Origin of the sequence: Thermaerobacter composti (assembly GCF_033582035.1) — a bacterium.
Classification (GTDB): domain Bacteria; phylum Bacillota; class Sulfobacillia; order Thermaerobacterales; family Thermaerobacteraceae; genus Thermaerobacter; species Thermaerobacter composti.
This window is the reverse complement of the sequence record NZ_CP132508.1, coordinates 708,025-731,185: the sequence shown is the minus strand read 5'-3', so window position 1 is coordinate 731,185 and position 23,161 is coordinate 708,025. Positions and strand designations below refer to the sequence as shown.

General features: G+C 76.2%; 18 protein-coding genes. 6 read left to right on the top strand and 12 right to left on the bottom strand.

The genetic code is table 11. The features are described 5' to 3' along the window. Positions 1 to 70: 70 nt before the first annotated feature. Entirely contained in the window at positions 71 to 994 is a 924-nt protein-coding gene (locus tag Q5761_RS02935; protein ID WP_318751139.1) for a DUF1028 domain-containing protein, read from the bottom strand. A 330-nt stretch (positions 995 to 1,324) separates the two neighbouring features. On the opposite strand from Q5761_RS02935, the gene Q5761_RS02930 reads away from it, so the two are divergent. Further along, entirely contained in the window at positions 1,325 to 1,612 is a 288-nt protein-coding gene (locus Q5761_RS02930) for a hypothetical protein (RefSeq protein ID WP_135225045.1), read from the top strand. 495 nt (positions 1,613 to 2,107) lie between these two features. Here Q5761_RS02930 and Q5761_RS02925 read toward each other — a convergent pair whose 3' ends face one another. Both Q5761_RS02925 and Q5761_RS02920 read right to left on the bottom strand, forming a co-directional pair. Then, a complete protein-coding gene (locus Q5761_RS02925; protein WP_318751138.1) occupies positions 2,108 to 3,541 on the bottom strand; it encodes a GerMN domain-containing protein in 1,434 nt (477 codons plus the stop codon). 308 nt (positions 3,542 to 3,849) lie between these two features. Continuing rightward, positions 3,850 to 4,335 (bottom strand): phosphoribosyltransferase, encoded by a 486-nt coding sequence (locus Q5761_RS02920; RefSeq protein WP_318751137.1) that lies wholly within the window; start codon positions 4,333 to 4,335, stop codon positions 3,850 to 3,852. A gap of 672 nt (positions 4,336 to 5,007) precedes the next feature. Between Q5761_RS02920 and Q5761_RS02915 the strand changes: the two genes are divergently transcribed. Then, the gene (locus tag Q5761_RS02915; RefSeq protein WP_318751136.1) at positions 5,008 to 6,618 is read left to right on the top strand and encodes an IS200/IS605 family accessory protein TnpB-related protein; all 1,611 of its coding nucleotides are present in this window, start codon (positions 5,008 to 5,010) and stop codon (positions 6,616 to 6,618) included. A gap of 59 nt (positions 6,619 to 6,677) precedes the next feature. On the opposite strand, the gene Q5761_RS02910 is transcribed toward Q5761_RS02915, so the two are convergent. From Q5761_RS02910 to Q5761_RS02885, 6 genes are all read right to left on the bottom strand, one after another. Further along, complete coding sequence (locus tag Q5761_RS02910; RefSeq protein ID WP_318751135.1) at positions 6,678 to 8,798, bottom strand: ATP-binding protein; 2,121 nt, start codon at positions 8,796 to 8,798, stop codon at positions 6,678 to 6,680. A gap of 126 nt (positions 8,799 to 8,924) precedes the next feature. Further along, positions 8,925 to 9,857, bottom strand: coding sequence for a response regulator transcription factor (locus tag Q5761_RS02905; RefSeq protein ID WP_135225043.1), 933 nt, complete (start codon positions 9,855 to 9,857; stop codon positions 8,925 to 8,927). A gap of 100 nt (positions 9,858 to 9,957) precedes the next feature. Beyond that, a complete protein-coding gene (locus Q5761_RS02900) occupies positions 9,958 to 11,094 on the bottom strand; it encodes a hypothetical protein (protein ID WP_318751134.1) in 1,137 nt (378 codons plus the stop codon). Positions 11,095 to 11,270: 176 nt separating this feature from the next. Then, positions 11,271 to 12,398 (bottom strand): hypothetical protein, encoded by a 1,128-nt coding sequence (locus Q5761_RS02895; protein WP_318751133.1) that lies wholly within the window; start codon positions 12,396 to 12,398, stop codon positions 11,271 to 11,273. Between the two features lie 811 nt (positions 12,399 to 13,209). Next, positions 13,210 to 13,947 carry a LysM peptidoglycan-binding domain-containing protein gene (locus Q5761_RS02890; protein ID WP_318751132.1) on the bottom strand — a complete coding sequence of 246 codons (738 nt, stop codon included), beginning with the start codon at positions 13,945 to 13,947 and terminating at the stop codon, positions 13,210 to 13,212. A 294-nt stretch (positions 13,948 to 14,241) separates the two neighbouring features. Then, on the bottom strand, positions 14,242 to 15,117 hold the full coding sequence (locus Q5761_RS02885) for a DUF554 domain-containing protein (RefSeq protein WP_318751131.1): 876 nt from the start codon (positions 15,115 to 15,117) through the stop codon (positions 14,242 to 14,244). A 288-nt stretch (positions 15,118 to 15,405) separates the two neighbouring features. Here Q5761_RS02885 and Q5761_RS02880 point away from each other — a divergent pair, with 288 nt between their 5' ends. The 4 genes from Q5761_RS02880 to Q5761_RS02865 all read left to right on the top strand — a co-directional run bounded on the left by Q5761_RS02880 (position 15,406) and on the right by Q5761_RS02865 (position 19,974). Further along, positions 15,406 to 15,702 carry a hypothetical protein gene (locus tag Q5761_RS02880; protein WP_318751130.1) on the top strand — a complete coding sequence of 99 codons (297 nt, stop codon included), beginning with the start codon at positions 15,406 to 15,408 and terminating at the stop codon, positions 15,700 to 15,702. Positions 15,703 to 16,399: 697 nt separating this feature from the next. After that, positions 16,400 to 18,625, top strand: coding sequence for a heavy metal translocating P-type ATPase (locus Q5761_RS02875; protein ID WP_318751129.1), 2,226 nt, complete (start codon positions 16,400 to 16,402; stop codon positions 18,623 to 18,625). Between the two features lie 194 nt (positions 18,626 to 18,819). Next, complete coding sequence (locus Q5761_RS02870; protein ID WP_318751128.1) at positions 18,820 to 19,329, top strand: Fur family transcriptional regulator; 510 nt, start codon at positions 18,820 to 18,822, stop codon at positions 19,327 to 19,329. Between the two features lie 216 nt (positions 19,330 to 19,545). Further along, the gene (locus tag Q5761_RS02865) at positions 19,546 to 19,974 is read left to right on the top strand and encodes a YerC/YecD family TrpR-related protein (RefSeq protein WP_318751127.1); all 429 of its coding nucleotides are present in this window, start codon (positions 19,546 to 19,548) and stop codon (positions 19,972 to 19,974) included. 313 nt (positions 19,975 to 20,287) lie between these two features. On the opposite strand, the gene Q5761_RS02860 is transcribed toward Q5761_RS02865, so the two are convergent. Genes Q5761_RS02860 through Q5761_RS02850 form a run of 3 tightly spaced genes read right to left on the bottom strand, consistent with a single transcriptional unit; the run spans position 20,288 to position 23,157 of the window. Next, the gene (locus Q5761_RS02860; RefSeq protein WP_318751126.1) at positions 20,288 to 21,241 is read right to left on the bottom strand and encodes a DMT family transporter; all 954 of its coding nucleotides are present in this window, start codon (positions 21,239 to 21,241) and stop codon (positions 20,288 to 20,290) included. A 21-nt stretch (positions 21,242 to 21,262) separates the two neighbouring features. Then, positions 21,263 to 22,252 carry an ornithine cyclodeaminase family protein gene (locus Q5761_RS02855; protein ID WP_318751125.1) on the bottom strand — a complete coding sequence of 330 codons (990 nt, stop codon included), beginning with the start codon at positions 22,250 to 22,252 and terminating at the stop codon, positions 21,263 to 21,265. Continuing rightward, positions 22,234 to 23,157 (bottom strand): DMT family transporter, encoded by a 924-nt coding sequence (locus Q5761_RS02850; RefSeq protein ID WP_135225035.1) that lies wholly within the window; start codon positions 23,155 to 23,157, stop codon positions 22,234 to 22,236. The genes Q5761_RS02855 and Q5761_RS02850 overlap by 19 nt, the downstream gene beginning before the upstream one ends. Positions 23,158 to 23,161: the final 4 nt, after the last annotated feature.

Genomic DNA, 23,161 nt, shown 5'->3' with positions numbered 1-23,161 from the left:
GGTCGGCCGTCGCCTGCCGGGCAGCCTGGACGGACGTGGACGGCGGCCGTCGGCTCCCGGACGCGGCCGGTCACGGGGCCCCGCCGCCCACCGCGGATCCTGTCGCCGGCCCGCCGCCGGCCGGCCGTCGCCGGGCCAGGTCGCGCAGGTAGTCCAGCACGTCCCCGTCGATGACCTCGTCCCCCACCACCCGCTCCTCGAAGTTCTCGTTCAGCTGGAAGGTGCGCAGCGCCTGGCGGGTGGCGTCGTCCAACCGCCCGCTGATCGGCCCGCGGTAGTAGCCCGTCGCCTGGAGAAGCCGCTGGATCTCCTCCACGACGGCGCCCTCGAGCCGCACCTGGCGGGAGGGGTCGGGGGCGCCGAAGTAGAGCCGGTGCAGCCGCACCAGGCGATGGAGCTCCTCGATGGGGCGGGGATGGTCGTCGACCCGCAGATCGAGCCAGCGGTCGGTGTAGCCGCCGTAGCCGCCCCGCGGCTTGACCAGCAGCAGCGCCGCCGACTGCTGGCCGCGCCGGTCGCCGCCCGCCGCCTGCCCGGCCCGCAGCGCCTCGATCAGGCGCTCTTCCATGGGCAGCCCGCGGTCCCGGGCCTCCTCGTAGGCCCGCGCCATCGCATCGACCACGGCCGGGCCGGCCAGGATGTTGCCCTGGCAGGCGTAGCCCGGTCCGACCCGGTGGCCGGCCCACTCCAGGCAGGCCGCACCGGTGTAGGCCGCCGCCCGCCCGTGGGCGTCGACCACCCCCAGCTGCCGGTGGTCCCGCCCGGGATCGGCCTGGACCAAGCGGTCCACCACCTCTTCCGCCGAGAGCCCCTGCCGCAGCAGGGCCAGTCCTTCCGGGCCGTAGGACACGTTGGCCCAGGCCTGGGTGGCGACGGCGCCGACCCCCGCCTCCGCCCAGGGCACCACAGCCCCAACAGCGAGGAACTTCGACTGGACCCCGACCCCCCACATGCCGACCCGGGGGTCGGCGGCCACGATGGAGAAGGTTGCCACGCATTCCCTCATGGCCCGCATGGTGGTTGGATTCGCTGGGCCGGACGCCGCTCCCTGCCCGGCGCCATCCGGGGTGGCCCTCCGAAGGGAGACGAGCCCCATGAAATTGCGTAAGAAGCTGATATTCGGCGATCGATGAAGAAAGATCGGGATATTTTCATGCCAATCGACTTGCCAACATCGCGAAAGTGTGCTAGCGATCGCCGCTCGAGTTTGACCTTTCCTGACGAAAGTGCATACGTTGGAGGCGGAAGGCCGGCTCGGGGCCGGACCCCGACGGCCCCCGGCCTTCCGGCTCGACATCCCGGACGGGAAGGGAGGGTGGTGCCGATGATGGGCGCGCTGGGTTGGGTGGCTGCCATCGTCGCGGGTCTCATCCTCGGTGGTGTCGTCGGTCGTTATGCCATCGGTGGCCGCCAGTTCCCGGGCAACCTGCCCGGCTCGCTGGTGACCGGCGTCGTCGGCGGTGTGCTGGGCGCGTTCATCCCGGGCAACTGGGGCTGGACGCTGGATGGCGCGAACATGGTCGCGGCCATCCTGGCGTCGGCGGTCCTGACGTGGTTGGTCGGCTACTTCGGCGGCAAGGAGGAGAGCAAGTCGGCCGGCACCTCCAGCTGATCCCAGCTGGCGCGGGCGCCGGTCCGACGGCGCGGTAGGCCGGCGGCGGGCGGCGTCGCGGTGGCTTCCGCGGGTCGCCCGGGTTCCGGCCCCGCGGCCCCGGGGGTTGCGCGACCCGCCCTTCCGGTCCGGCCAAGGTGACGAAGGCCATCGCGGAAGCGACGCCGCGGGCGGCAGGGGGAACGCGGTTCCCCCTGCCGCCCGCGGCTTCATTGCCCCAACGGATCGGGCCACCCGGGCCCGGCGCCTCGCCCGGCCCGCCCGGTCGGGCTGCGGAGCGCGTCACCGCACCAGGCCTGGGCTTGGCCACCAGGCCGCCCTCCCTTGGCCACCCACCCGTCCCCGGGGCCCGCCCCCGGGGCCCGCCCGCTGGTGCGCCACGGAGTCCATCCTCCGGCGGGCGACGCCATCGCCCTCCGCGGCCTCCCGGAGCCGGCCCCCGGCTTCGTCCCGGGGCGTCCCGTCAAGGGGCGTCCTGGGCGGCCTTCGCTCGCCTCACGGGGTCGCCGCCACCGCCCGGATCGTCTCGATCCACCACACGCCCTTCTCCCCGCGCCGCAGGGGCTGGACCAGGACCACCTCGTACTCGCGGCCGTCGTGCTTGACCCGGACCAGCGCCTGACCCTTCTCCGGATCCATCTGCACCACGGTGAACTCGTCGCTGAAGGGGTCGAACCCGTAGAGGGCGCCCTGCCGCCGCACGGTGTCCACCGGGTCCAGCCGCCAGAGGTTGGTGCCGCGGTCGACCTCCTCCTGCCAGCTCCGCACCACCTCCGGGTCCACCGGCTTGCGGCCGGTCTGGACCGCCCGCGAGCGGATGTCGTGGATCACCCAGATCCCCTGGTCGCCCTGCTCGCGGGGCTGGATCATGTGCAGCGTGTAGTAGCTGTTGCCGTGCCGCACCCGCACCAGGGCCTCCCCGCGTCCCGATCCCTCGCCGGGGTCGGTCCGGTGCAGCAGCACGTACTCGTCCCAGCCGTAGAAGCCGTAGGTGGTGGCCAGGTAGCGTGCCGCCTCGACGGGGTCGGTCAGCCACTGCATGCGCCCCTGGGCGACCTCGCTCTGGAAGAAGTTCATGACCGCATCGTCCACGTCCATGCGCCAGGGGCTCCAGCCGGAGTCTTCCGCCCCCTCCCCCGCCGCGCCGGCCCGGTCGCCGTCGCCGCCCCCACCGGCGTGGCCACCCGACGGAGGGCCGGCGGAGGCGGCCGGTTCGTCCGCCCCCTCGGGCCCCGCCACCGCGCCCTCCGGGATCGGCCCGCCCGGCACGATCAGGAACCGCTCCAGGGGCTCCTGGATCGCGACGTGGCCGGCCAGGGTCTCCACCGGCTTCCCCTCCACCAGGATCTGGACGCGGCGGATGCCGGGCAGCCCCGTCAGCGTCTGCACGATGGCGTGGACGGTGACACCCTCGCCGTAGCTGCCGCCGGGGTGGTTCTTCACCAGCTCCTGGGAGAAGTTGACGTACACCGTCTGTTGGCTGTCGTCGACGGAGACGGAGAGCACCCGCGTCCCCTTGGGGAGGACGGAGACGAAGGGGGAGTTGGGCGGCGGCTGGAGCAGGTTCTCCACCGCGATGCGGGCCAGGTCGGCCGTCCGCTGCGGGCGGTCGACGGTGCGGCGCCACGGCCACGGATCCAGCAGGCCCGAACGGGATCCGTAGAACAGGGTGAGGGTGACCCGCTCGTCGCCGGGGTTGGGCACGATGGCGGGCGTCGCCTCCAGGCCGGATGGCGCCGCCGGGGCACCCTCCGGGGCGTCCGCGCTGTCGGGCACGATGACCACCTCGTGGGCCCCGCCCGGCACGCCCGCCTGCCCGCAGGCGGCCAGGAGCAGCGCCACCAGCAGGGCGACGACGACCCCCCCGCACGCTCCGCCCCGGCGGACGACCTGCCGCCGGGGACGATCCGGCCGGGTCGGGGACCCCACCGCCCCCGCCCCCCGCGGCTCGCGGACCCGGTGGACCCGGTGGCCCCGCGCGCCTCCTCGGTTGCACCCAGCGGGCACCCCGATGGACACGACGGCCTCCCCTCCACCCGTCAGCGTACCGACCTGGCGTTACGCACCCTTGTCAGCGCGGTGTCGGAACGGTTGCATGCGCCGGCTCGGGGTCGATCCAAAGCGATGTTGCGGTCTCGGGCGCGCCAAAGCGATGTTGCGGTCGCGTGCGCGGTTCGCAGCGTCGGCGGTCGCCTTCGCGGTCGCGGCGCCACCGGGGTCGTCGCGGGCGCGCCCCCTCACCGCTCCGACTCCGGATCCCAGGGGTAGACGATCCAATCGTCGGTCTCCTCGGCGTAGTAGTCGGGCTTGCCGGGCACCACCGAGCGCCGCGGCTTGTAGTGCATCACGGCCACCGCGGGCCGCCCGCCGGCCTCCTCGACGCGGTGCTTGACCGCCGTCACCGTGCGGCCGCTGTCCCACACGTCGTCGACCACCAGCACCCGCTTTCCCTTCAGATAGGGGTCGGGCGGGAACTGCAGGAAGGTGGGCCGGTCCAGGGTCTCGCCCACGCCGGTGTAGAACATCACCGCGGCAACCAGGATGTTGCGCATGCCCGTCTTCTCGCTGATCAGGCAGGCCGGGACCATGCCCCCCCGGGTGATGACCAGAAGCGCGTCGAACTCCTCGATCCGGATCTGCTGCAAGAGGCGGTCCACCAGCTGCTCGATGTCTTGCCACGTCAGGTACTTCTTCTCCGGCTGGCCGATGACCTCCACCCCCACGATTCGCCGGGCGGTCGCCTCCCCGGCGGGACGGTGACGAAGGGCGTCGGCGGCGATTGGCCTGCCGGGCCGCGCTCGCGACCCGCCGAGGTCTCCCGCCGACCGCCCGCCGGGGACCCGCTGACGCGGGGCGCGCCGCTCTGGCCGACCCTCACCCGCTGACCCGGCGCGCGCCGGTCGGACCGGCCCTCGCGGACACGGGCCGACACCCGGGACGACCGACGCCCGAATTGCCTCCATTGTACCGGATGGCGCCCCCGCCGGCGGCGGGCGGCTCCACCGCAGGACGGCGCCGCTCCCTCGCGCCGGACCGTGGCGGACGAACCGGCCTCCGACTCCCGCAGGCGGGCGGCGACGCCCACCCTCGGACCGACGGGGCGGTGCGGCGGCGGGCCGTCGGTCGGGGTCATGGGACGGCCTGCGAGGGCGGCCGGTGCCGCCGGCCCACCGCCGTCACGGACGGCCCTCAGGGGGCGGAGCCCGACCGGGGCCCCGCGCCGGGAGCGGTTCCAGCCCCCGACCCGCTGGCGCGGGTTCGTAGCTGCTTACCATTCCATCGTCATCTGTTATCAGCCGTAGGCGAACCTTTCGCATAACGGTTCCCCCACTTCCGACCCGTCCCCTCTTCGGCTTGCAGGCGGAACATATGTTTGATATCCTGGGAAAAGGGGGATGATCGGGCCGATGCAGGCGACCTTCCAGACGAAGATCCATGACCGGTCGGTTTACCCGGCCCTGGACGCCCTCGCCGCCCTGTACGGTCGCCTGCTGCGCCGGTTGTTCGTCGATCTCTACGTGCGGAAGCGTCCCCTTGTCGAATGCAAGCGGGAGTCCATTGCCCGCGACGGCATCACAGCCCGCTACTTCAACGCGCTGGCCACCGAACTGAAGGCCAAGGTGAAGGCGGCGGAAGAAGCCCATCGGCACCATCTGGCGCACCTGCGCGGGCAGATCCAATCCACCGAACGAGCGATCGCCAAGCTCCACAAGCAGGCGAAAGCCTTGGCCTCGGGCAAGGGGCGCTGGGCGACCCTTGCCCCCCAAGAGCGGGCGGCGCGCCGGCGTCGGGTCCGGTTTCGGCTTCACCAGAAGAAGCGGCGGCTGGCGATGCTGCGCGCCCGCCTGGAAGCGGCGGAAGCGCGGACGGGATCGCCGCCGATTTGCTTTGGCTCGCGGCGGTTGTTCCACCGGCAGTTCCACCTGGAGGCGAATGGGTTCGCTTCCCACGACGCATGGCGCAAGGCATGGCGCGATGCCCGCAGCCAAAGCTTCTTCTGCCTCGGCTCCAAAGACGAGAGGAGCGGCAACCAGACGTGTTCGCTCTTGGGCGACCGCTTGCGCCTTCGGGTGCCCAACGCCCTGGCCGGCCGCTTTGGACGGCATGTTTGGCTGCACGGCGTCCGTTTCCCCTATGGGCAGGATGTCATCCTGGCGGCCCTCGCGTCCGGGCAAGCGATTTCCTACCGCTTTGTCCGGAAGAACGGCGCCTGGTATGTCTTCGCCACCACCGAACGGCCCGCGGCCCCGATCACGACATCGCGGAGGGCGGGGGCCCTTGGTGCCGATCTGAACCCCGACCGGCTGGCCGTGGCGGAGGTCGACCGCTTCGGCAACCCGGTGGCGGCGCGCGACATCCGACTTCCGCTCCAAGGCAAGCGCCGGGAGCAGGTGAAGGCCATCCTGGGCGATGCGGTGGCGGACCTGGTGGCATGGGCTAAGGGCGCCGGCAAGCCCATCGTGGTGGAGCACCTGGACTTCCGGGAGAAGAAGGCCCGTCTTCGAGAAGACGACAAGCGCTACGCCCGGAAGTTGTCCGCGTTTGCTTACGGCAAATTTTACGCCCTGCTCATGGCCCGGGCCGCCCGGGAAGGCGTGGAGGTGCTCCGCGTCAACCCGGCCTTCACCAGCGTGATCGGCAAGGTCAAGTTCATGGCCCGGTACGGGCTGTCGCCCCACGCGGCCGCGGCGGTGGCGATCGCCCGCCGGGGCCTGGGTTTGGGTGAGCGCTTGCGCTCCGGAACCGCCCGCCCTCTACCCGCGAGGAATCGAGGGCGGCACGTCTGGAGCGATTGGCGGCGCATCGCCCCGTCGGTGCGCGGCCAGCGGGCGCACCGGCTCTATGAGCGGTCCTCCGAGGACGCCCCAGGTCGGGGGGAACCCCGATCCACCCGGGCACCGGCGGCCTCAAGGCCGCACGGCCCCGGGTGCGATGGTCTGGCTTGGGGTCCGGGGTGCGATCCCCCGGCGCGAATCGTCGGGAGCACCGTTCGCCCGGCGTCATAGGCGGATGCAATAAATGCCTATGTTTTGAGGAACGGTCCGGCCCAGGATGCGGAGGCCCCTCATCGACCCGTGCCGGGAGCCGTTCCGGCCCCCGACCCGGCGGTCGCTGCCGTCGCCGCCGTCGGGACCGCATCCGCCGGCGGCTGGGGCGGCCAGTCCGTCACCGGCCAGTACAGGGCGAAGACGCTGCCCCGCCCCACCTGGCTGGCGACCACCGCCACGCCGTCGTGGAGCCGCATGATCTCCCGCACGATGCTCAGGCCCAGGCCCGCCCCGGCGGCGTCGCCCCCGCGGGCCCGCGCCCGGTCGAGCCGATAGAACCGCTCGAAGAGGTGGGGCAGCTCCTCGGCCGGGATGCCCGGCCCCCGGTCGATCACCCACACCCAGGCCACCCGCGGGCTGCGACGCAGCGGCTCGTCGTCGCCCACCACCCGCACGGCCGGTTCGGGCGGAGGGGCCACCGCCCCTCCGCCCGAACCGGCCCGCTCCCCGGCGCCCTCGGCGCCACCGGGCGACGCCCCCGCCGGGGCGGCGGCATCCGGACCGGATGCCGCCGCCCCGGCGGGCGGTGCCGCGGGCCCGGCGGGGGATGCTCCAGACCCGGCGGGGGAGGCCGCGGGCCCGGCGGGCGACGGCACGGCCGGCGCGGCGGGCCCGGGAGCACCCGCCGCTGCACCCTCGTCCGGGCCGACGGCCGCCGCGCTCCCCGCGCCATCGCCGGGCCCCCGGGCCGACTCCGCCCCGGTGTCCGCGCCTGGGGCCGCCGGCGCGTCGGGTCCGCCGGCCCCGGCCCCGCCGGGGGCAGCGGCCGGAGCCCCGTCGCGGTGGGCACCGTCGGCCGCGCCGGGCGGCACCGGCGCCCGGGGTCGCGCCGCCGGGCCCACGGCCGGCGTGCCGGTGGCCGCGACCGGCGCGCCGGTCGCGGCCACCGGCACGGCCGCCGGCTCGGGGGCCGGTTCGTCCTGGCGGGCCAGCTCCGCCGCCAGCAGGCGACCGACGGCTCCGGCGTCGAAGCCGGGCTGCTCGCCGAAGACCACCCGCACCAGGCCGGGGCCGCCGTACTTCATCGCGTTCTCCACCAGGTTGGTCAAGGCCCGCTCCATCTTGGTGCGGTCGACCAGCACCTGGGGGTTGCCGCGTCCCTCGAGGCGGATCCGGCACCCGAGGCGGCGCGCCTCGGGTTCGAGCCAGCCCACCACCGTGGTCACCAGCTCCGCCAGGGGGACCGGCCGCAGGTCCACCGTCTCCGTCTCTCGATCCAGCCGCGCCAGGGTGAGCAGGCTCGAGGTCAAGCGCGCCAGGCGTTCCACCTGGTCGTCGATGTCGCGGAGGAATTCGCGGTAGTCCTCGACGGTGGCGTCGGGGTCGTGGATCAGCGCGTCCGTCAGCGTCTTCAAGGCGGCGACGGGCGTCCGCAGCTCGTGGGAGGCGCTGGCGATGAAGTCCCGGCGCGACTCGTCGATCCGCGCCAGGTGGGCGGCCATGTCGTTGAAGGCCCGGGCCAGCTGGGCCAGCTCATCGCCTCCCCGCACCGGGACCCGCTCGTCGAAGCGGCCGCGGGCGATGCGCCCCGCCGCCCGCGCCATCTCCCGCAGCGGCGCGGCGAGGTAGGCGCCGAAGCCGTAGGCGACGACCCCCGCCGCCACGGCGATGACGACGCCCAGCTGGATCATGCGCCCGCGGATCTGATCCACCGCCGCGAAGACGTCGCTGACGTCCGTCGAGAGCACCACCGCCCCCACCACGCGGTCGCCGGCGGCGCGCACCGGCGCGGCGGCGTACATGGCGTAACGCCGGTCGGGCAACCGGTGCACGCCGGCGCGGCTCGTGCCCTCCAGGGCGCTCCGGATCTCCACGTGCTCGAGCCGGTGACCGATCAGGCTCGCATCGGTGCCGGCAGCCGTGTCCGCCAGGACGAACCCGGCCTCGTCCACGGCCAGCACCCGACCCAGTTCCTGGACCCGCAGGGCGGCCACCTGGTTCGTCAGCCGCTCGCGGTCCCCCTGGGCGATGGGCTCGGCCAGGCTCCCCGCGAAGAAGGCCGCCGTGGCCAGCGCGCGCGACTGGCGATCGCGCAGCAACACCCCCAGGGCCGTGTCGCTGGCGACCCGCACGGTCACGGCCAGGCTGGTCAGGGTGACGGCCAAGAGCGCCAGGATGATCTTCCAACGCAGGGACAAGGCACCCGTCTCCCGCTCGCCACCGGTCCCGGCGGATCGCGCCCCGGCGGCATCGGCCCCGGCGCCGCGCCGGGACGCCCAAGGCCGACCGCCGGAGGGGCGGCGGGGCGCCCGCGCCCCACCGCGTCAGCGGGCGTCGGCGCCGCCCGCCGAGGCGTCGTCCGCCCCGAGACGCCGGGCGATCTCCTCGGGCTCGGCAAAATAATAGCCCACGCCCCACTTGGTGCGGACGAAGACGGGATGCGCGGGATCCGGTTCGAGGCGCTCGCGCAGTCGCCGCACCGCCACATCGACCGTGCGGGTGTCGCCGGCGTAGTCGTAGCCCCACACCTGCTCCAGCAGCTGCTCGCGGGTGTACACGCGCCCCGGCCGCTGGGCCAGCACCAGCAGGAGGTCGAACTCCCGCGGCGTGAGCTCGACCGTCCGCCCCTGGAGGGTGACCCGGTAGCGGGCCCGATCGATGCGCAGCGGGCCCCGCACCAGCACCTCCGCGTCGGCGTCGGCCGCCGCGCCCGCGGCCGCGTCCTCCCGGCCGCTGCGGACCCCGGCGCCCCCTGCGGCCGCCGGAGTGCCGTCCCCCGCGGCTCCACCCGCCGGAGGCCCGGCGGCCGGCGTCCCCCCCGCCCCGCCGGCCGGCGGGGACGCAGCCGCCCGCCCCGGCCGGGCCGGCGTCCCCACGGCGACGCCGCCCACCGGCTTGACGCGGCGGAGCACGGCCCGGATGCGCGCGATCAGCTCGCGCGGGTTGAAGGGCTTGACCACGTAGTCGTCGGCGCCCAGCTCGAGGCCGACGATGCGGTCCACGTCCTCGTCTCGGGCCGTCAGCATGATGATGGGCACCTGGGACGTCTTGCGCACCTCGCGGCAGACGGTCAGCCCGTCGATCTCCGGCAGCATGAGGTCGAGGATGATGAGGTCGATGCCGCCCTCGGCGAACCGCTCCAGGGCCTGCCGGCCGTCGGTGGCGACCTCGACCTCGAAGCCCGCCTGCTCCAGGCTCCGGCGCAGGCCCTTGACCAGCGCGGCCTCGTCGTCGACCAGCAAGATCCGCTCGCCCACGGCACCGCCTCCTCCCCGTTCACCGTGCGCCGGCGCCGCGCGCCGGCGCCCCGGCCCGCCGGGACGTCCCGCCGGGCCGCGGCAACCCCGCACGGACCGCTCACCGCAGCCGGAGGAGCTCCGGGACCAGGTCGTCCAGCTCCAGGGGCGCCCGCGACCCGCCGCCCGACCCTTCCCGCAGGGCGGCGACCCACTCGGCCGGGACCGTCCCGGGGTACAGGGCGCCGGCCACGGCGCCCGCCAGGGCCGCCGTGGCCGACGCCGCGTCGGCGGGGCGGCCGTCCAGCTCCGCGTTGCCGGGGCGGGCGGTGCTCGAGGCCGCCGCCGCGGCCTCGAGCACCGCCCGCCGGGCGTCGCCGGCCGCCGCCGCCAGCACCAGGGCGAAGGGCACGGCCCGCGCCGGGCGCGGCTCGGGCTCCCAGCGGCTCGCCAGCACGGCCGCGATCCCGCCCGGCGGCAGGGCGGCCCCGCGGCACGCCAGGGTGAGGCGCAGCGTCTCGATGGCGTGGGCCACGGCAGCGGCCGGTTCGTCCCCGGGGACCGGCGCGGCCCGGGGTCGGGATGCGGTGCCGGCCGCCGGGTGATCGCCGCGCCGAGCCCCACCCTGCCCCGGATGCGGGGCGGCCCAACCGACGGCGACCGACGCGGCCGTCACCGCCCGGTCGAGGACGGCTTCGGGGCCCTCGCCCTCCACGGCCGCCGAGACGGCCGCCGCGACGGCGGCGGCCGCCGCCAGGGCGGCCGCCGCCACCGGCCCGGCGCCTCCCTGCTGCGGCGCCCGTTCGTCGGCCGCCGGACCGCCCGCCAGGCCGGCGCCGGTCCCGCCCTCCCCGGTGGCCAGGGCGGCGACGTCCTGCACCAGCCACTCCACGTCATCGGGCCGGTTGATCAGTCCCGCCAGGACCGCGCGCACCGCCGGCCCAAGGCCCGTCCCGACGGGCCGGGCGCCAACGGCCATGGGCCCCACCTGTCCCTCGGCGGCCACCACCGCCCTCGCCAAGGCGGCGACCTCCAGGGCCAGGGGCCCGGCCTCCAGGGCGGACGGATCCGGGCCCCCAGGGCCGTCGCCCCCCGGTCGGAAGGCCCCCTCCACCCAACCGCCGGCCCGGGCCGGGCCGCCCGCCGTCACCGCCCCGCCCGCGGCCGCCCAGCGCCCCACGGCCTCGCCGCAGGCGAGGCCCCACAGGGCGTCGCGGATCCGCCGAGCCGTCCCCTCGGCCGATTCCACCGGGGTCAACGCACCGCCTCACCTCGCCGCGCCGCGGGCCGCGGCCGGCGGCCCCATGGGACGCGTCGGTCCCTGGCCGCCGTATGTCCGGGACGTCCTGAGTCTCCCGCGCTCCCGCGGGTCCATCAGGCCTCCCGCTCCGCGGGTTCGTGTCCTGGTTGGGGTTCAAGCCCTTCTGGGCTTCGTCACCGGCGCGGGCCTTCCTCCCGCCGGCCGTCGTCCGCGGGGCCCGCCGCGCCGCCGTCGCCCGTCCGGTGGGGGCCCCCCTCCGTCCTCGTCTCGACGGAGCCGGCCGCCTGCCAGCGGGCGCGGGCCTCCCGGATCGCCCCCCGCGTCAGGGCGCTCGCGTCGGTGGTCCGGTCTCCCGGCAGCCGGCCCGACCGCTCGGCGGTGGCGGGACGCGTCGCCACCGCCCGCGGCTGCAGCGGCGTACGCAGCACGGGGCGCGGCCGCAGCTCCGCCGCTGCGTCGAGCCGCGGGTTCGCGGGCTCGGCCGCCACCGGCGGCCCGCCACCGGCGGCGTCACCCCGTCCAGGATCGATGCCGGGCCCCTCCCCCACCGCCTGGACCGCCGCGGCGTTCAACGGCACGGGAGCGCCTCCCACGTCCTGCACCATCGCGGTCTCCGGCGCGGACGAACCGGCCTCGGCCCGCACGCCCTCGCCGGCCTGGACCCGCGCCTCCTCGGGCCGGGCCGTCGCGGCCCGCGGCTCCGGCTGAGCCGGTTCGTCCTGCACCGGTCCCCGCGGGCCGGACCCGGCGCCCGCCGTCGCCGGTTCGACGGGGGGGATCACGTCGGCCGCCGGGTCGCCGCGGCCGTCGGCCGGCGTGGCCGCCGTGGCCGCGGGCTGCGCGCCGGCGGGAGGGGCGGCCGCCGCAGCCGGCTCGAACTCGCCCGCGGGCGCGATGGGGCGCCCCTGGGAGCTGGGCGACGGGCGCTGCGTCAGCTGGCGAGCCACCCGGTCGTCGACGCGCCCCTCCTCCGGGCGGCCGGGAGCGTAGCCGACCGCGGGCGGCGCGGCCTGCTCCACCAGGGGGAGGAGCTCGCGGGCCGCGGGCACGCGGTCCACCCCCTGGCGGCGCCGCGCCACCGGCCCGCGGCCCGAGGCGTCCTCGCCCTCGGCGGCTGCGCCCTCCGCCCCGGGGCGGGCCCCGGCAGAGGATCCGTCCAGCCGCTCCCGGCTGGGGACCAGCGGTTCGGCGAAGGCCGCGCGATGGTGACCGCGGTTGGGCTGCCCGTAGAAGAGGTCGGGTCGACGGACCCAGAGGGAGCGGCGGATGTCGTCCCGCTGGTTGGGCCCAGGCCCGGCCACCGCCCCCGCCTCCCCGGCGATCCCGCCGTCGCCGGCCGCCGCGCCGGGACCCGCGGTGCCCCGGTGCCCTGGGGCGTCGCGGCGCGCCGCCGGAGTCCTGGGCTGCCCTTCCCCGGCGGCCCTCAGGGCGGGCAGGGGGAGGGGCCCCGTCGGCCGCCCCCCGCCCTGGGCCGCGCGCAGGCTGATGGGGCGCGCGACCAGGGGTCGCGGCCGCGTGGTGCCCGCCCCCTCCGCCGGTTCATCGGCGGCCCGTCCCGACGCCGGGCCGCGGGCGCGATCCGGCTCGGCCCGGGTCCCCGCGGCGGCCTCTGCCGAAGGGGCAGCCGGGCGGGATCGCCGGCCGCCCTCGTCCCTTCCCTTGGATTCCATGCTCTCCGCTCCTTCGCAGACGTCCGTCGGCAGGGGACGCTCTGCCCGTTCGTCCCCGTCCTGGAGGCAGTATGCCCCGGGCCCAGGCCCTGGCGGCCCCGTGCCGGCGCGGTTCCACGGTCCGCGCTCCGCGGAGCGCGTGGGAACGGCCGGGCCATGCTCCGTGGCGGGAGCCCGTGGCCCCAGGTGGCAGCCCATGGCCCAGGCGGCCCTGGCAGCACGGCCGTGGAAGCCGGTGGGACAGGCCACCCGCATGGCACCCGATCATCCCGAGCCGTGGACGCCGAGCCGTGGGGACGGCCAGCGAAGAGGCAACGTCGCGGCACGCGACGGCCCCCACCGGAGGGCGCTCGGTCGGGCCCACCGGTGGGGGCCGGGTCGGCGGCAGGCGGCTCGCTGCCGCCCCGGTGCACGCCGGTCGGCGGTGCGGCGACGTCGCCGCCTACGCCTCCCGCGCCGTGGGGACGCAGACCACCTCGCCCGGCCAGATGCGATCCGGGTTGGTGATCTGGGGGTTGGCGGCGGTCAGCGCCTCGAGGTCGACCCCGAAGCGCTGCGCGATGGCGAAGAGCGTGTCGCCCGGCTGGACCACGTAGGGGACGCCCTCGCAGCGCCCCGGCGAACGCGGCACGCAGACGATCTGGCCGGGCTCGATCCGGTCGGGATCGGCCAGCTGGGGGTTGGCGGCGATCACCGCCTCCAGGGGGACGCGGAACCGCTGGGCGATGGCGAAGAGGGTGTCACCGGGGCGGACGACCACCAGATGGCCCCCGGGACAGCCCGGCGGCGCCGACGGGATGCAGATCCACTGGCCGGGCACGAGGCGGTCCGGGTCGCCGAGCTGCGGGTTGGCCAGGATGACGGCGGCCAGCGGAACGCCGTACCGCTGAGCCAGGAGGAACAGGGTGTCCCCGGGCTGGACCCGGACGGTCTGGCCGCCGGGACAGGGGGGCGGGCCCTCCGGCGCGGCGCCGGCCGGGACGGTGGCGGTCTCCGGCACCCCCTGGGGTGAGGTCCCGCTGGGCACGGGGGCTTCGGCGGCCGCGGGCGGCGGGGGATCGGCGTCCGCCGGTGCGTCGACGGCGGGGTGGTCCTGCGCCTCACGAGGCTTTTCGTCTTCGGCGGGGGCGGCGGCCCCCGACCCGCCCGGGTGCGGCCGGGTCGCGTCTCCCTCGGGCATCGGGTGCATCCCTCCTCGAGTCCCCGCACGGCGACGGGCCGCACGGGCAACCGTGCGAGCGCGACGACGGCCGGCGCGGGCAAGGCGCCGCTGACGGCGCCCCACGCTCCCGTCGCGGACGCGACCAGCGTCCTGCGCTCCTATCACCCTACGCCCGGGGATGCCGGGGCGTTCACCGCTCCTGGACCGTCCTCCACCGCCGCGGCGGTGCCTCGACCGCACCAGCGGCCGGGCACCGTCGGCACGGGACGGGCGCCCGCCGCGCTGCGGCGCACGGCACCAGGGACGGCGGGCCTACCGCGCCACCAGGGCGGCGATCAGCGGCGCGAAGCCAAGGGCGGGCAGGAAGTCCGCCACCGGCAGCCGCTTGATCTCCAGGAGGCCGAGTCCGATCATCACCACCAGGGCCCCGCCGGCAGCCGTCAGCTCCTGCAGCATCGCCGGCTCCACCAGGGGGCTGAGGACGCCGGCGAGCATCGTCAGGCCACCCTGGACGACGAGCACCGTCACCGCCGCCAGGGCGACGCCCGCCCCCAGCGCCGGCGCCATGGCCAACGAGGCGAAGCCGTCCAGCGCGGCCTTGACCGCCAGGAGCTGGTAGTCCCCCGTCAGCCCGTCCTGGACGGAGCCGAGGAAGGTCATGGGACCGACGCAGAAGAGCAGGCTGGCAGCGATGAAGCCGCGGGCCACGGTCCCGTCCGCCGCCGCAGCGGCCTCCGCCGGCCCGGGGCGGGCCGGCGGGCGCCCGGCCTCCTCCCCGGCGGTCGTCGCCGCCCCGGGCACAGGATGCCGCGTCGCCGACCGCGTACCCGGCGGGCCAGCGGCCACCACCTCGGCGGGGCGCGGTTCGGCCTCGAGGCCGGCTGCCACCGCCGCGGACCTAGTGCGCGCCGACCGCAGCGCCCGTTCGACCGCCCGGCCCAGGGCGTCCAGGCGCGCCTCCAGCGCCAGGGCGGAGCCCACCAGGCCGCCCAGCAGCACCGAACCCAGCACGATCAGGATGTTGGCCGTCTCCCGGGCCATGTCCAGCCCGATGAGGACCGTCACCACCCCGAGCCCACCGGTCAGCACCTCGCGCGTGCGCGGCGCGAGCCGCGCGCCGAGCCACAGGCCGAGGCCGGATCCGGCCAGCACCGTGACCACGTTGATCAGGGTCCCGAGGCCCTTCATCCCCCGCTCGCCCTCCGTTCCCCTCCCCCGCCGCGCCCCACGCCCGGCCGCGCCGCGACGCCCCGGCGACGGCCCTGGCCCGCGTCGCGCGGCGTCGCAGCCGACTCGGCGACATCGAGACGGCGGGAACGACAACACGGTATCATGGCGGACGAACCGGTTCCACCGGGCGCCGGCGAGCGCACCCCGGCGCGGGGACGGGCCCCCCGACGCCGCGGGGAGGGCGAGCGCCTCGCGCAGACCCGGCGCCCCGGGGAAGCGGACGCCCTCCCGGGGAGGTGGGGGATCGTGGCCGCCGCGAAGACGCCGAGCAAGGCCCACCGGTGGTTCCTCCAGCTCGAAGCCCACCCCGCTGCGCGCCTCCGCGGCGCCGTGGTGGGCCTGGCGGCCGCCACCACGGCGTCCGTGGTCCTGCTGGTGGCGGTCCTGGAGCACGTCGCGAGCCCGTGGCTGCGGGCGCCCCTGGTCCTGGTGACCGGCGGGCTGATGAGCGCCGCCGCCCTCGGGCTGGGGGCGGCGCTCTACGAGCTCCGCTACCGCCAACGCGCGTCCGCCGGGAACGCCGCGACGGACCGAACCGCCTAGCGCGTCCGCCCATCGGGGGACCGAACGCCTCGACCGCCCGCCCATCCGGGCGTCGGCACCCGGCCGGGGTCCGGCCCCGCCGTCCCCGCGGCCCACCACGGGTCCCTCGTCCAGGCGTCGCCCACGGCCTCCGCCGCCCCATGCCGGTTCCTCCCCTTGGGTCGTCGCCGGCCGCCCCCCCGGTGCGCGACGGCCGCATCGCCTTGGGATCGCTCCGCGGCGAGCCTCCTCCGCGCTGCGCATCGCCGCTCCGCGACCCTGCGCGCGGTCTCCACCCGGCCGCGCCCCCCCGCCGACCGCGGGGCGGGCCACCGCCCTCCTCCCACCCCGGGACCCGCGCGGGTCACCGCTCCCGGACCGTGCCCTTCCCGCTGACCGGTTGCGTGCCCGGGGGCCGGTGGCCCGCCCTTGGCCTCGGCGCTCCCTCGGCCGGCGTCCGACGCCGCCCGTCGCCTCTGCCCCCGCGTCCCCACCGTCCGCCTGCCCTCCCTTGGCCTCCACGGCCTCCGCCGGCGCCGGAGGCGCCGGCGGCGCCGGATCACGCCGCGCCGCATCCGCGGGGCGGCATTGACCCGTCGCGCGGCAGAAATCTATACTGGTTACAAAATTAGATGGGATATCAATTGATGCAAGTGGGAGTCAGTATCAATACCCCGCCCGGGATCCGGGTGGGGACCGGTCGAAGGGGGCACCTTCCGTGGCGGGATTCACCGCGCTACCGCGTTCGCTCGCCCATCGTCGGGCCGATGGGCAGGACGGCCCGGCCGCCCACGGACCCACGCCACCGGCGGAGGCCGCCGGTGGGGCGGTGCCGCCGGGCGGCGGCCAGCCGCCGGCCTCCCCGGGCCGGTTCGTCCGCGTCCCCGATGGGCCCGCCGCCGCTGCCGGCAGCACCCCGTCCCCCTCCGCGACGGGCACGGCGGCGCCGACGGCGGTCGAACCGGCGCCTCGGGCGATCCGCCGCGAGCCGGGCTTCTGGGAACGGCACCATCTCGCGGTGCTGACGGCCGTCACCCTGCTGGCCACGCTGGCCGGCTGGGTCGCCGAGCGCCTGCAGGCGCCCGCGGCCGTCAGCCTGTTCTTCTACGGCATCGCCTATCTGGCGGGCGGCACGCCGGCCGCCATCGCCGGTCTCCAGGCCCTGCGGCAGCGGGTGATCGACGTCGACCTGCTGATGGTCCTGGCGGCCCTGGGCGCGGCGGCGCTGGGGGCGTGGGAGGAGGGGGCGGCGCTGCTCTTCCTCTTCTCGTTGAGCAATGCCCTGCAGGCCTACGCCATGGACCGGACCCGGCAGGCGATCCGGGCGCTGATGGACCTCGCCCCGGAGACCGCCCACCGGCGCCGCCCCGACGGCGGCCTTGAGGAGGTGGCGGTCGAGGCGCTGGCCGTCGGCGACCGCATCGTCGTCCGGCCGGGCGAGCGGATCCCCATCGACGGCCGGGTCGTCGGCGGGCGCTCGAGCGTCGACCAGGCGGCCATCACCGGGGAGTCCGTGCCCGTGGCCAAGGGACCGGGCGACGAGGTCTTCGCCGGCACCATGAACCAGCTGGGCGCCCTGGAGATCGAGGTCACCAAGCCCGCCGGCGACACCATGCTGGCCCGCATCGTCGCCCTGGTGCAGGCGGCCCAGGAGGACCGCTCCCGCACCCAGCGGGTGATCGACCGCATCGAGCAGGTCTACGCCACCGCCGTGGTGGGCATCGCCGCCCTGGCGGCCACCCTCCCCCTGCTGTGGGGGGCCGAGCCGCAGCAGGCGGTCTACCGGGCGCTGGTACTGATGGTCGTCGCCTCGCCGTGTGCCGTGGCCATCAGCGCACCGGCCCCCGTCCTGGCGGCGGTGGCCAACGCGGCCCGTCGCGGGGTGCTGCTCAAGGGCGGTCGCTACGTGGAGGAACTGGCCGCCGTCAAGGTGGTCGCCTTCGACAAGACGGGCACGCTCACCCTCGGTCGTCCCCGGGTCACGGACGTGGTCCCCCTCGGCGACGCGGACCGCCGCGAGGTGCTGGAGGCGGCCGCCCTGGCCGAGCGGCTCTCGGAGCATCCCCTGGCGCGGGCGGTGCTCGAGGCGGCCGCGGCGGAGGGCATCCGGCCCCACGACGCCGACGAGGTCCGGGCCGAGCCCGGATACGGCGTGGCCGCCCGCGCGGGCGGTCGGGTGACCTGGGCGGGCAACGGCGACTTCGCCCGGCGCCACGGGGCCGATCCCGGGGCGGCGCAAGCGGTGGTGGACGAACTGGCCCGCCAGGGCAAGACGGTGCTCTTCGTCGGCGTCGGGTCCCGGCTCCTCGGCTGCATCGCCGTCCAGGACGTGCCGCGGCCGGGGGCGCGGGAGGCCGTGGCCGCCCTGCGCCGCCTCGGCCTGATCCCCGTGATGCTGACGGGCGACCGCCCGGAGGTGGCGACGGTCATCGCCCGGCAGGTGGGCATCACCGAGGTGCGGGCGGGCCTGCTGCCCGAGGCGAAGCTGCGGGCGGTGGAGGAGCTGTCGCGCACCCTGGGACCGGTGGCCATGGTGGGTGACGGCGTCAACGATGCGCCCGCCCTCGCCCGCGCCCGGGTGGGCATCGCCATGGGCGCGGCGGGGACCGACGTGGCCCTGGAGACGGCCGACGTGGTGCTGGTCAGCGACGAGATCGAGAAGCTGCCCTTCGTCTTCGACCTGGCGCGGCGCGCCACCCGCACGATATGGCAGAACCTGGCGTTCGCCCTGGGGGTGATCGCCGCCCTGGTCACCTGGACCCTGGCGGGACGGCTCGAACTGGCCCTGGGGGTCCTGGGCCACGAGGGCAGCACGGTGCTGGCGATGCTCAACGGCCTGCGGATGCTGGCGGTCCGCCCGGCCCCCTTCGGCGATGGCGGGCCGCGGGGAGCAGAGGGCCGGGCACGGGCGCCCGAGCCGGCCGCCGGGCGGACGGGCACTTGACCGGTTTTTGCACGCAAAAATAAGATCAAAGTAAGAATCGAAGATGGATTGATAGATCGCCTGATTTGAGCGGGATTCGCGAAAATTCCGATCAAGACTTGCGGTTCGGCGACCTTTGCAGCCCGTCCGCCGACCGCGCCGCAGCCGATGGGACGACCGGCGGGCCATGCCGCCGGGGAAAGGTTGTGACGGCGATGGCCCTGGCGATGGACGAATTCCGGCGACTCCTGGCCGATCGCGGTTACCGGGTGACGGCCCAACGCCTGGCCATCTACGAGCTGCTCCAGGAGAACGCGCGCCGCTCGCACCACCCCAGCGCCGAGGAGCTCTACCAGCAGGCGCGGGAGCGGTTCCCGATGATCAGCCCGGCCACGGTCTACAACACCCTGGAGCTCTTGGTGGAGCTCGGGTTGGCCAGCCAGCTGGGCTTCCCCGGCGACGTGCAGCGATACGACGGCAACCCCCATGCCCACGCCAACGTCCAGTGCGTGGACTGCAAGACCATCTTCGACGTCGACGCCGAGGCCCTGGAGGGCATCGGCCAGCGGGTCGCCGAGCGGTCGGACTTCGTCATCCTGGGCCAGCGGTTCGAGTTCTACGGCATCTGCCCGCGGTGTCAGGAGCGACGGGCCCGCGAGCGCACCCGGGGAACCGAGCGGTCGGGGAGCCGCAGCGGCGCCGCGGACGGGTCGGGGGCCCGGTAGCCCCACCGATCGCCGCGGCCGCGGGGGCGCCGGGTTCGTCGGCCGCGGGCCTGTCGGTGGGATCCGACGGAGGGCCATCGCGTCGCGGGACCGCCATGGCCGGGACGGACGCCGGCCGGCCGCCGGAGCCAGCCTCGCGCTGCCCCCGGGTCGGCGGCAGGGGGCGAGGCCGACCCCGGCGCAAGGCCGCCGCCAGCCGACAGGGGAGGCCCCGTGGTGGCATACCAGTCGCGCCTCCAACACCCTCGCGTCGACCGCCTCTTCGAAGCCATCCTCTCCCTGCAGAACCTGGAGGAGTGCTATCGCTTCTTCGAGGACCTCTGCACGGTGGGCGAGATCCAGTCCTTGGCCCTGCGCTTCGAGGTCGCCCAGCGCCTGGCCCAGGGCCAGACCTACGAGCAGATCCAGCGGGAGACGGGCATGAGCTCGGCCACCATCAGCCGGGTCAACCGGTTCCTCCACTACGGCGCCGACGGCTACCGGCTGGTGCTGGAACGCCTGGCGCGACGGCAGGCGCCTTCGGGGGACGGCGCGTCCGACGAACCGACCCGGCCCGCGGCGGGCCGGCGCGGAGCCGGCGATGCGGGCGATACGCCTCCCGCCCGGCCGTCCCCCCGCCGGTCCCCCTCCACCCCGCCGGCCTAGCGGACGAAGCGGCCGCCCGACGCGCGGCGTGGTGCCGGGAGCGCCCGCGGTGCGACGGCCAGGGGTGCCCGCGGCGCGACGGCCGGCAGCACGGCAACCCCCACGCCCAGGCGGCTGCGGCCGCGGCAGGACCCCGCCCACCCGCCCGAGGACCCGACCGGCGGCTCGACCCCAGGGGCTGCTCCAGGATCCACGCGATGGGCTGCGGCAGGATCCACGCGGCGGCAAGGCCGCAGCCGAGGGAGGGACCTCGTAGGGCCCTCGGCCCGTCGCGGGGACCGGACCCCGCCATGGGGCGGCCCCGGCGCCCGCCTCACCGCGCCGGCGAGGGACCTGGGGGCGCGTCCTGGCCCGCCGGCCCGGGCGCCTTGCCGGCCGTCGGGCTGGCCGCCCGCCCGGCCGACTGGGTGGCGATGAACAGGCCCGCCAGCGTCAACGCCCCGCCGGCCAGCTCCACCCCCGAGGGCGCCTCCCCCAGCAGCAGCCAGGCCAGCAGCGCCGCCCCCACCGGCTCGCCAAGGATCGACACCGAGACCAGGCTGGCCGGCACGTACTCCAGCGCCCAGTTGAGGACCGTGTGCCCCCCCAGGGTCGGCACCACCGCCAGGGCGACGAAGATCAAGAGTTCCCGCCCCGGGTACGGCCCGAAGGGCGTCCCGGTCGCCAGCAGCCCCAGGGCGATGACCGCCGCGGCCACCCCGTACACCACGGTGGTGTAGGGCATGACGGGCAGCACCTGGCGCACCCGCCGCCCGATCAGGATGTAGCCGGCGAAGAACCAGGATCCCGCCACCGCCAGGAAGTTGCCGTACAACGCCCGGCTGCCCGCCGCCAGGTCCCCCGTCCCCGCGCCCGCGAAGGTCACCACCGCCACCCCGGTCAGCGCCAGCAGGGCGCCCAGGAGGCGCCGCGGTGGCACCCGCTCCCGCAGCAGCCACGCGTCGGCGGCCATCACGTACAGCGGGTGGGACGTCACCAGGAGGACGGACGCGGCCACCGAGGTGTAGCGCAGGGACGCGATCCACGTCAGGAAGTGGCCGGCCAGCAGGACGCCGCTGAGGACCGTGGCCCCCCGCAGGCCCGGCGGCAGACGGCGGACGCGATGCACCTCCCGCCACGCCCAGGGCAACAGCAACACCGTGGTCAACGCCATCCGGTAGAAGGCGATGACGGCGCTGGGCGCCTGGGAGAACCGGATCAGGACCGAGGAGAAGGAGATCGCCAGCACGGCCCCGGCCAGGGCCAACAGCGGCGCCAGCGGATGCACCGGGGTCCCCCTTTCCTTGATCTACAGCGCCACGTCCCGGCCCACTCCGAGGGCCTGCGCGCGCTCCCACACCCGGGCGGCGGCGTAGAGGTCCTGGGCGGCGAGCCCGCAGCTCTTGAAGATCGTGACCTGGTCGGCGTCGACCCGGCCCGGGTGGGTCCCGGCCAGCACGGCACCGAGCTCAACCAGATCCCCGGGCGCCAGCGCCCCCGCCTCCAGCGCCTCGATCAGCTCCCCGGCCTCCTCGCGCGCCGCCTCCCGCTGGTCGACGAACACCGGACGGGCGCGCACCACCAGGTCGCGGGCAAGCTCCCGCATCCCGCGGCGAAAGCTGCCCACGGCGTTGACGTGGGTCCCCGGGGCCACGTCGGCCGCGCCCAGCAACGGCTCCGTGGCGGCCGTCGCCGTGCAGATCACGTGGGCGCCGCGGGCCGCCTCGGCCGGGGTGGCGGCGACCCGGACCTCGACGGCGGGCCCGAGCCGCGCGGCCAGCCGCCCGGCCAGAGCCTCGGCCCGCGCCCGGGTGCGGTTGTGGATGCGAACCTGGCGGATGGGCCGCACCGCACACACGGCCAGCACCTGGTAGGGCGCCTGCGCACCGGCGCCCAGCACCGCCAGCACCGAGGCGTCGGGCCGGGCGAGAAGGCGCGTGGCGATCCCGCTGGCCGCCCCCGTGCGCAGCGCGGTCAGGGCCCTGCCGTCCATCACGGCCAAGGGCCGGCCGGTCCCGGCGTCGAGCAGGATCACCAGGCCCGCGATGGCGGGCAGGCCCCGGGCGGGGTTGCCCGGGTAGACGGAGACCACCTTCAACGCCGTGTAGCCGAGGCCGGGATCGTGGGCCGGCATGAACAGCGTCGTGCCGCCGGCCGCCGGCGCCTCCAGGCCGAGGCGCAGGGGCATGGCCACCCGACCGGCGTGGACGGCCTCGAAGGCCTCGGCCATGGCGTCGATGGCCTCGGCCATGGGCAGGCAGCGCTCGACCTCGGCGGCCGTCAACCAGCGGACGGACACGGCCGTCTCGCCTCCTTCCCCCCGTCCGGTCCCCGCACGCCGCGGACGGCGCCCTCCTGGGCCAGCACGCTGGCCAGCAGCACCAACAGCGCCCCGACCCCTTGACCGCCCGTCAGCGCCTCCCCCAGCACCAGCCAGCCCAGCAGGGCCGCCACCACCGGCTCCACCGTCGCCACGATGGCCGCCGTGGAGGCGGGGATCCACTGCAGGCCGGCGGTGTAGAGGCGGTAGGCCAGGAACGTGGGGCCCGCTCCCAGCAGCACCACCCACCCCCACACCGCCGGCGTCCACTCCAGGCGAAGCAAACGGCTCGGCGGCAGGGCGACCAGCAGCACCAGGGCGCCGACCCCCAGCGTGTACACCACCACCGCGGCCGGGTCCAGATCCCGCAGCGCCAGCTTGCCGAAGATGCTGTAGAGGGCGTAGGTCAGGCCGGCTAACAGCCCGACGGCCAGGCCGACCCACGGGACACCGGCGGCGGGATCCGGGGCGCTGACCAGCACCACGCCGGCCACCGCCACCGCCAGGGCCAGCACCCGCCGCGGGCCCAGGGGCTCGCCCAGCAGCAGCCGCGCCAGCACCGCCACCAGCACCGGTGCGGTGTAGAGCAGCACCGCCGCCACCGCCACCGGCAGCAGCCGCACCGCCCAGAAGTAGCTGAGGTAGAAGAGGCCCACGCTGATGGTCCCGTAGGCCACCAGCAGCGGCCATCGCCGCCGGGGGACGGCCAGCGACACGCCCTGCCGCCAGGCCGCGGCCCAAGCCAGCCCGAAGGCGATGGCGGCGCGGAAGAAGACCACCTCGCCGGGGGTCGCCCCGCCTGCGTACGCCAGCCGCGCCACGATGCCCAGCGTCCCCCACAGGGACGCCGCCGCCAGCACGTAGGCCGTCCCCCGCGCGGCCACGCCG

Coding starts and splice junctions, on each gene's coding strand:
- Q5761_RS02930 (WP_135225045.1), top strand. CDS start 1,325: ATGATGGGCGCGCTGGGTTGGGTGGCTGCCATCGTCGCGGGTCTCATC.
- Q5761_RS02915 (WP_318751136.1), top strand. CDS start 5,008: ATGATCGGGCCGATGCAGGCGACCTTCCAGACGAAGATCCATGACCGG.
- Q5761_RS02890 (WP_318751132.1), bottom strand. CDS start 13,947: ATGCCCGAGGGAGACGCGACCCGGCCGCACCCGGGCGGGTCGGGGGCC.
- Q5761_RS02885 (WP_318751131.1), bottom strand. CDS start 15,117: ATGAAGGGCCTCGGGACCCTGATCAACGTGGTCACGGTGCTGGCCGGA.
- Q5761_RS02870 (WP_318751128.1), top strand. CDS start 18,820: ATGGCCCTGGCGATGGACGAATTCCGGCGACTCCTGGCCGATCGCGGT.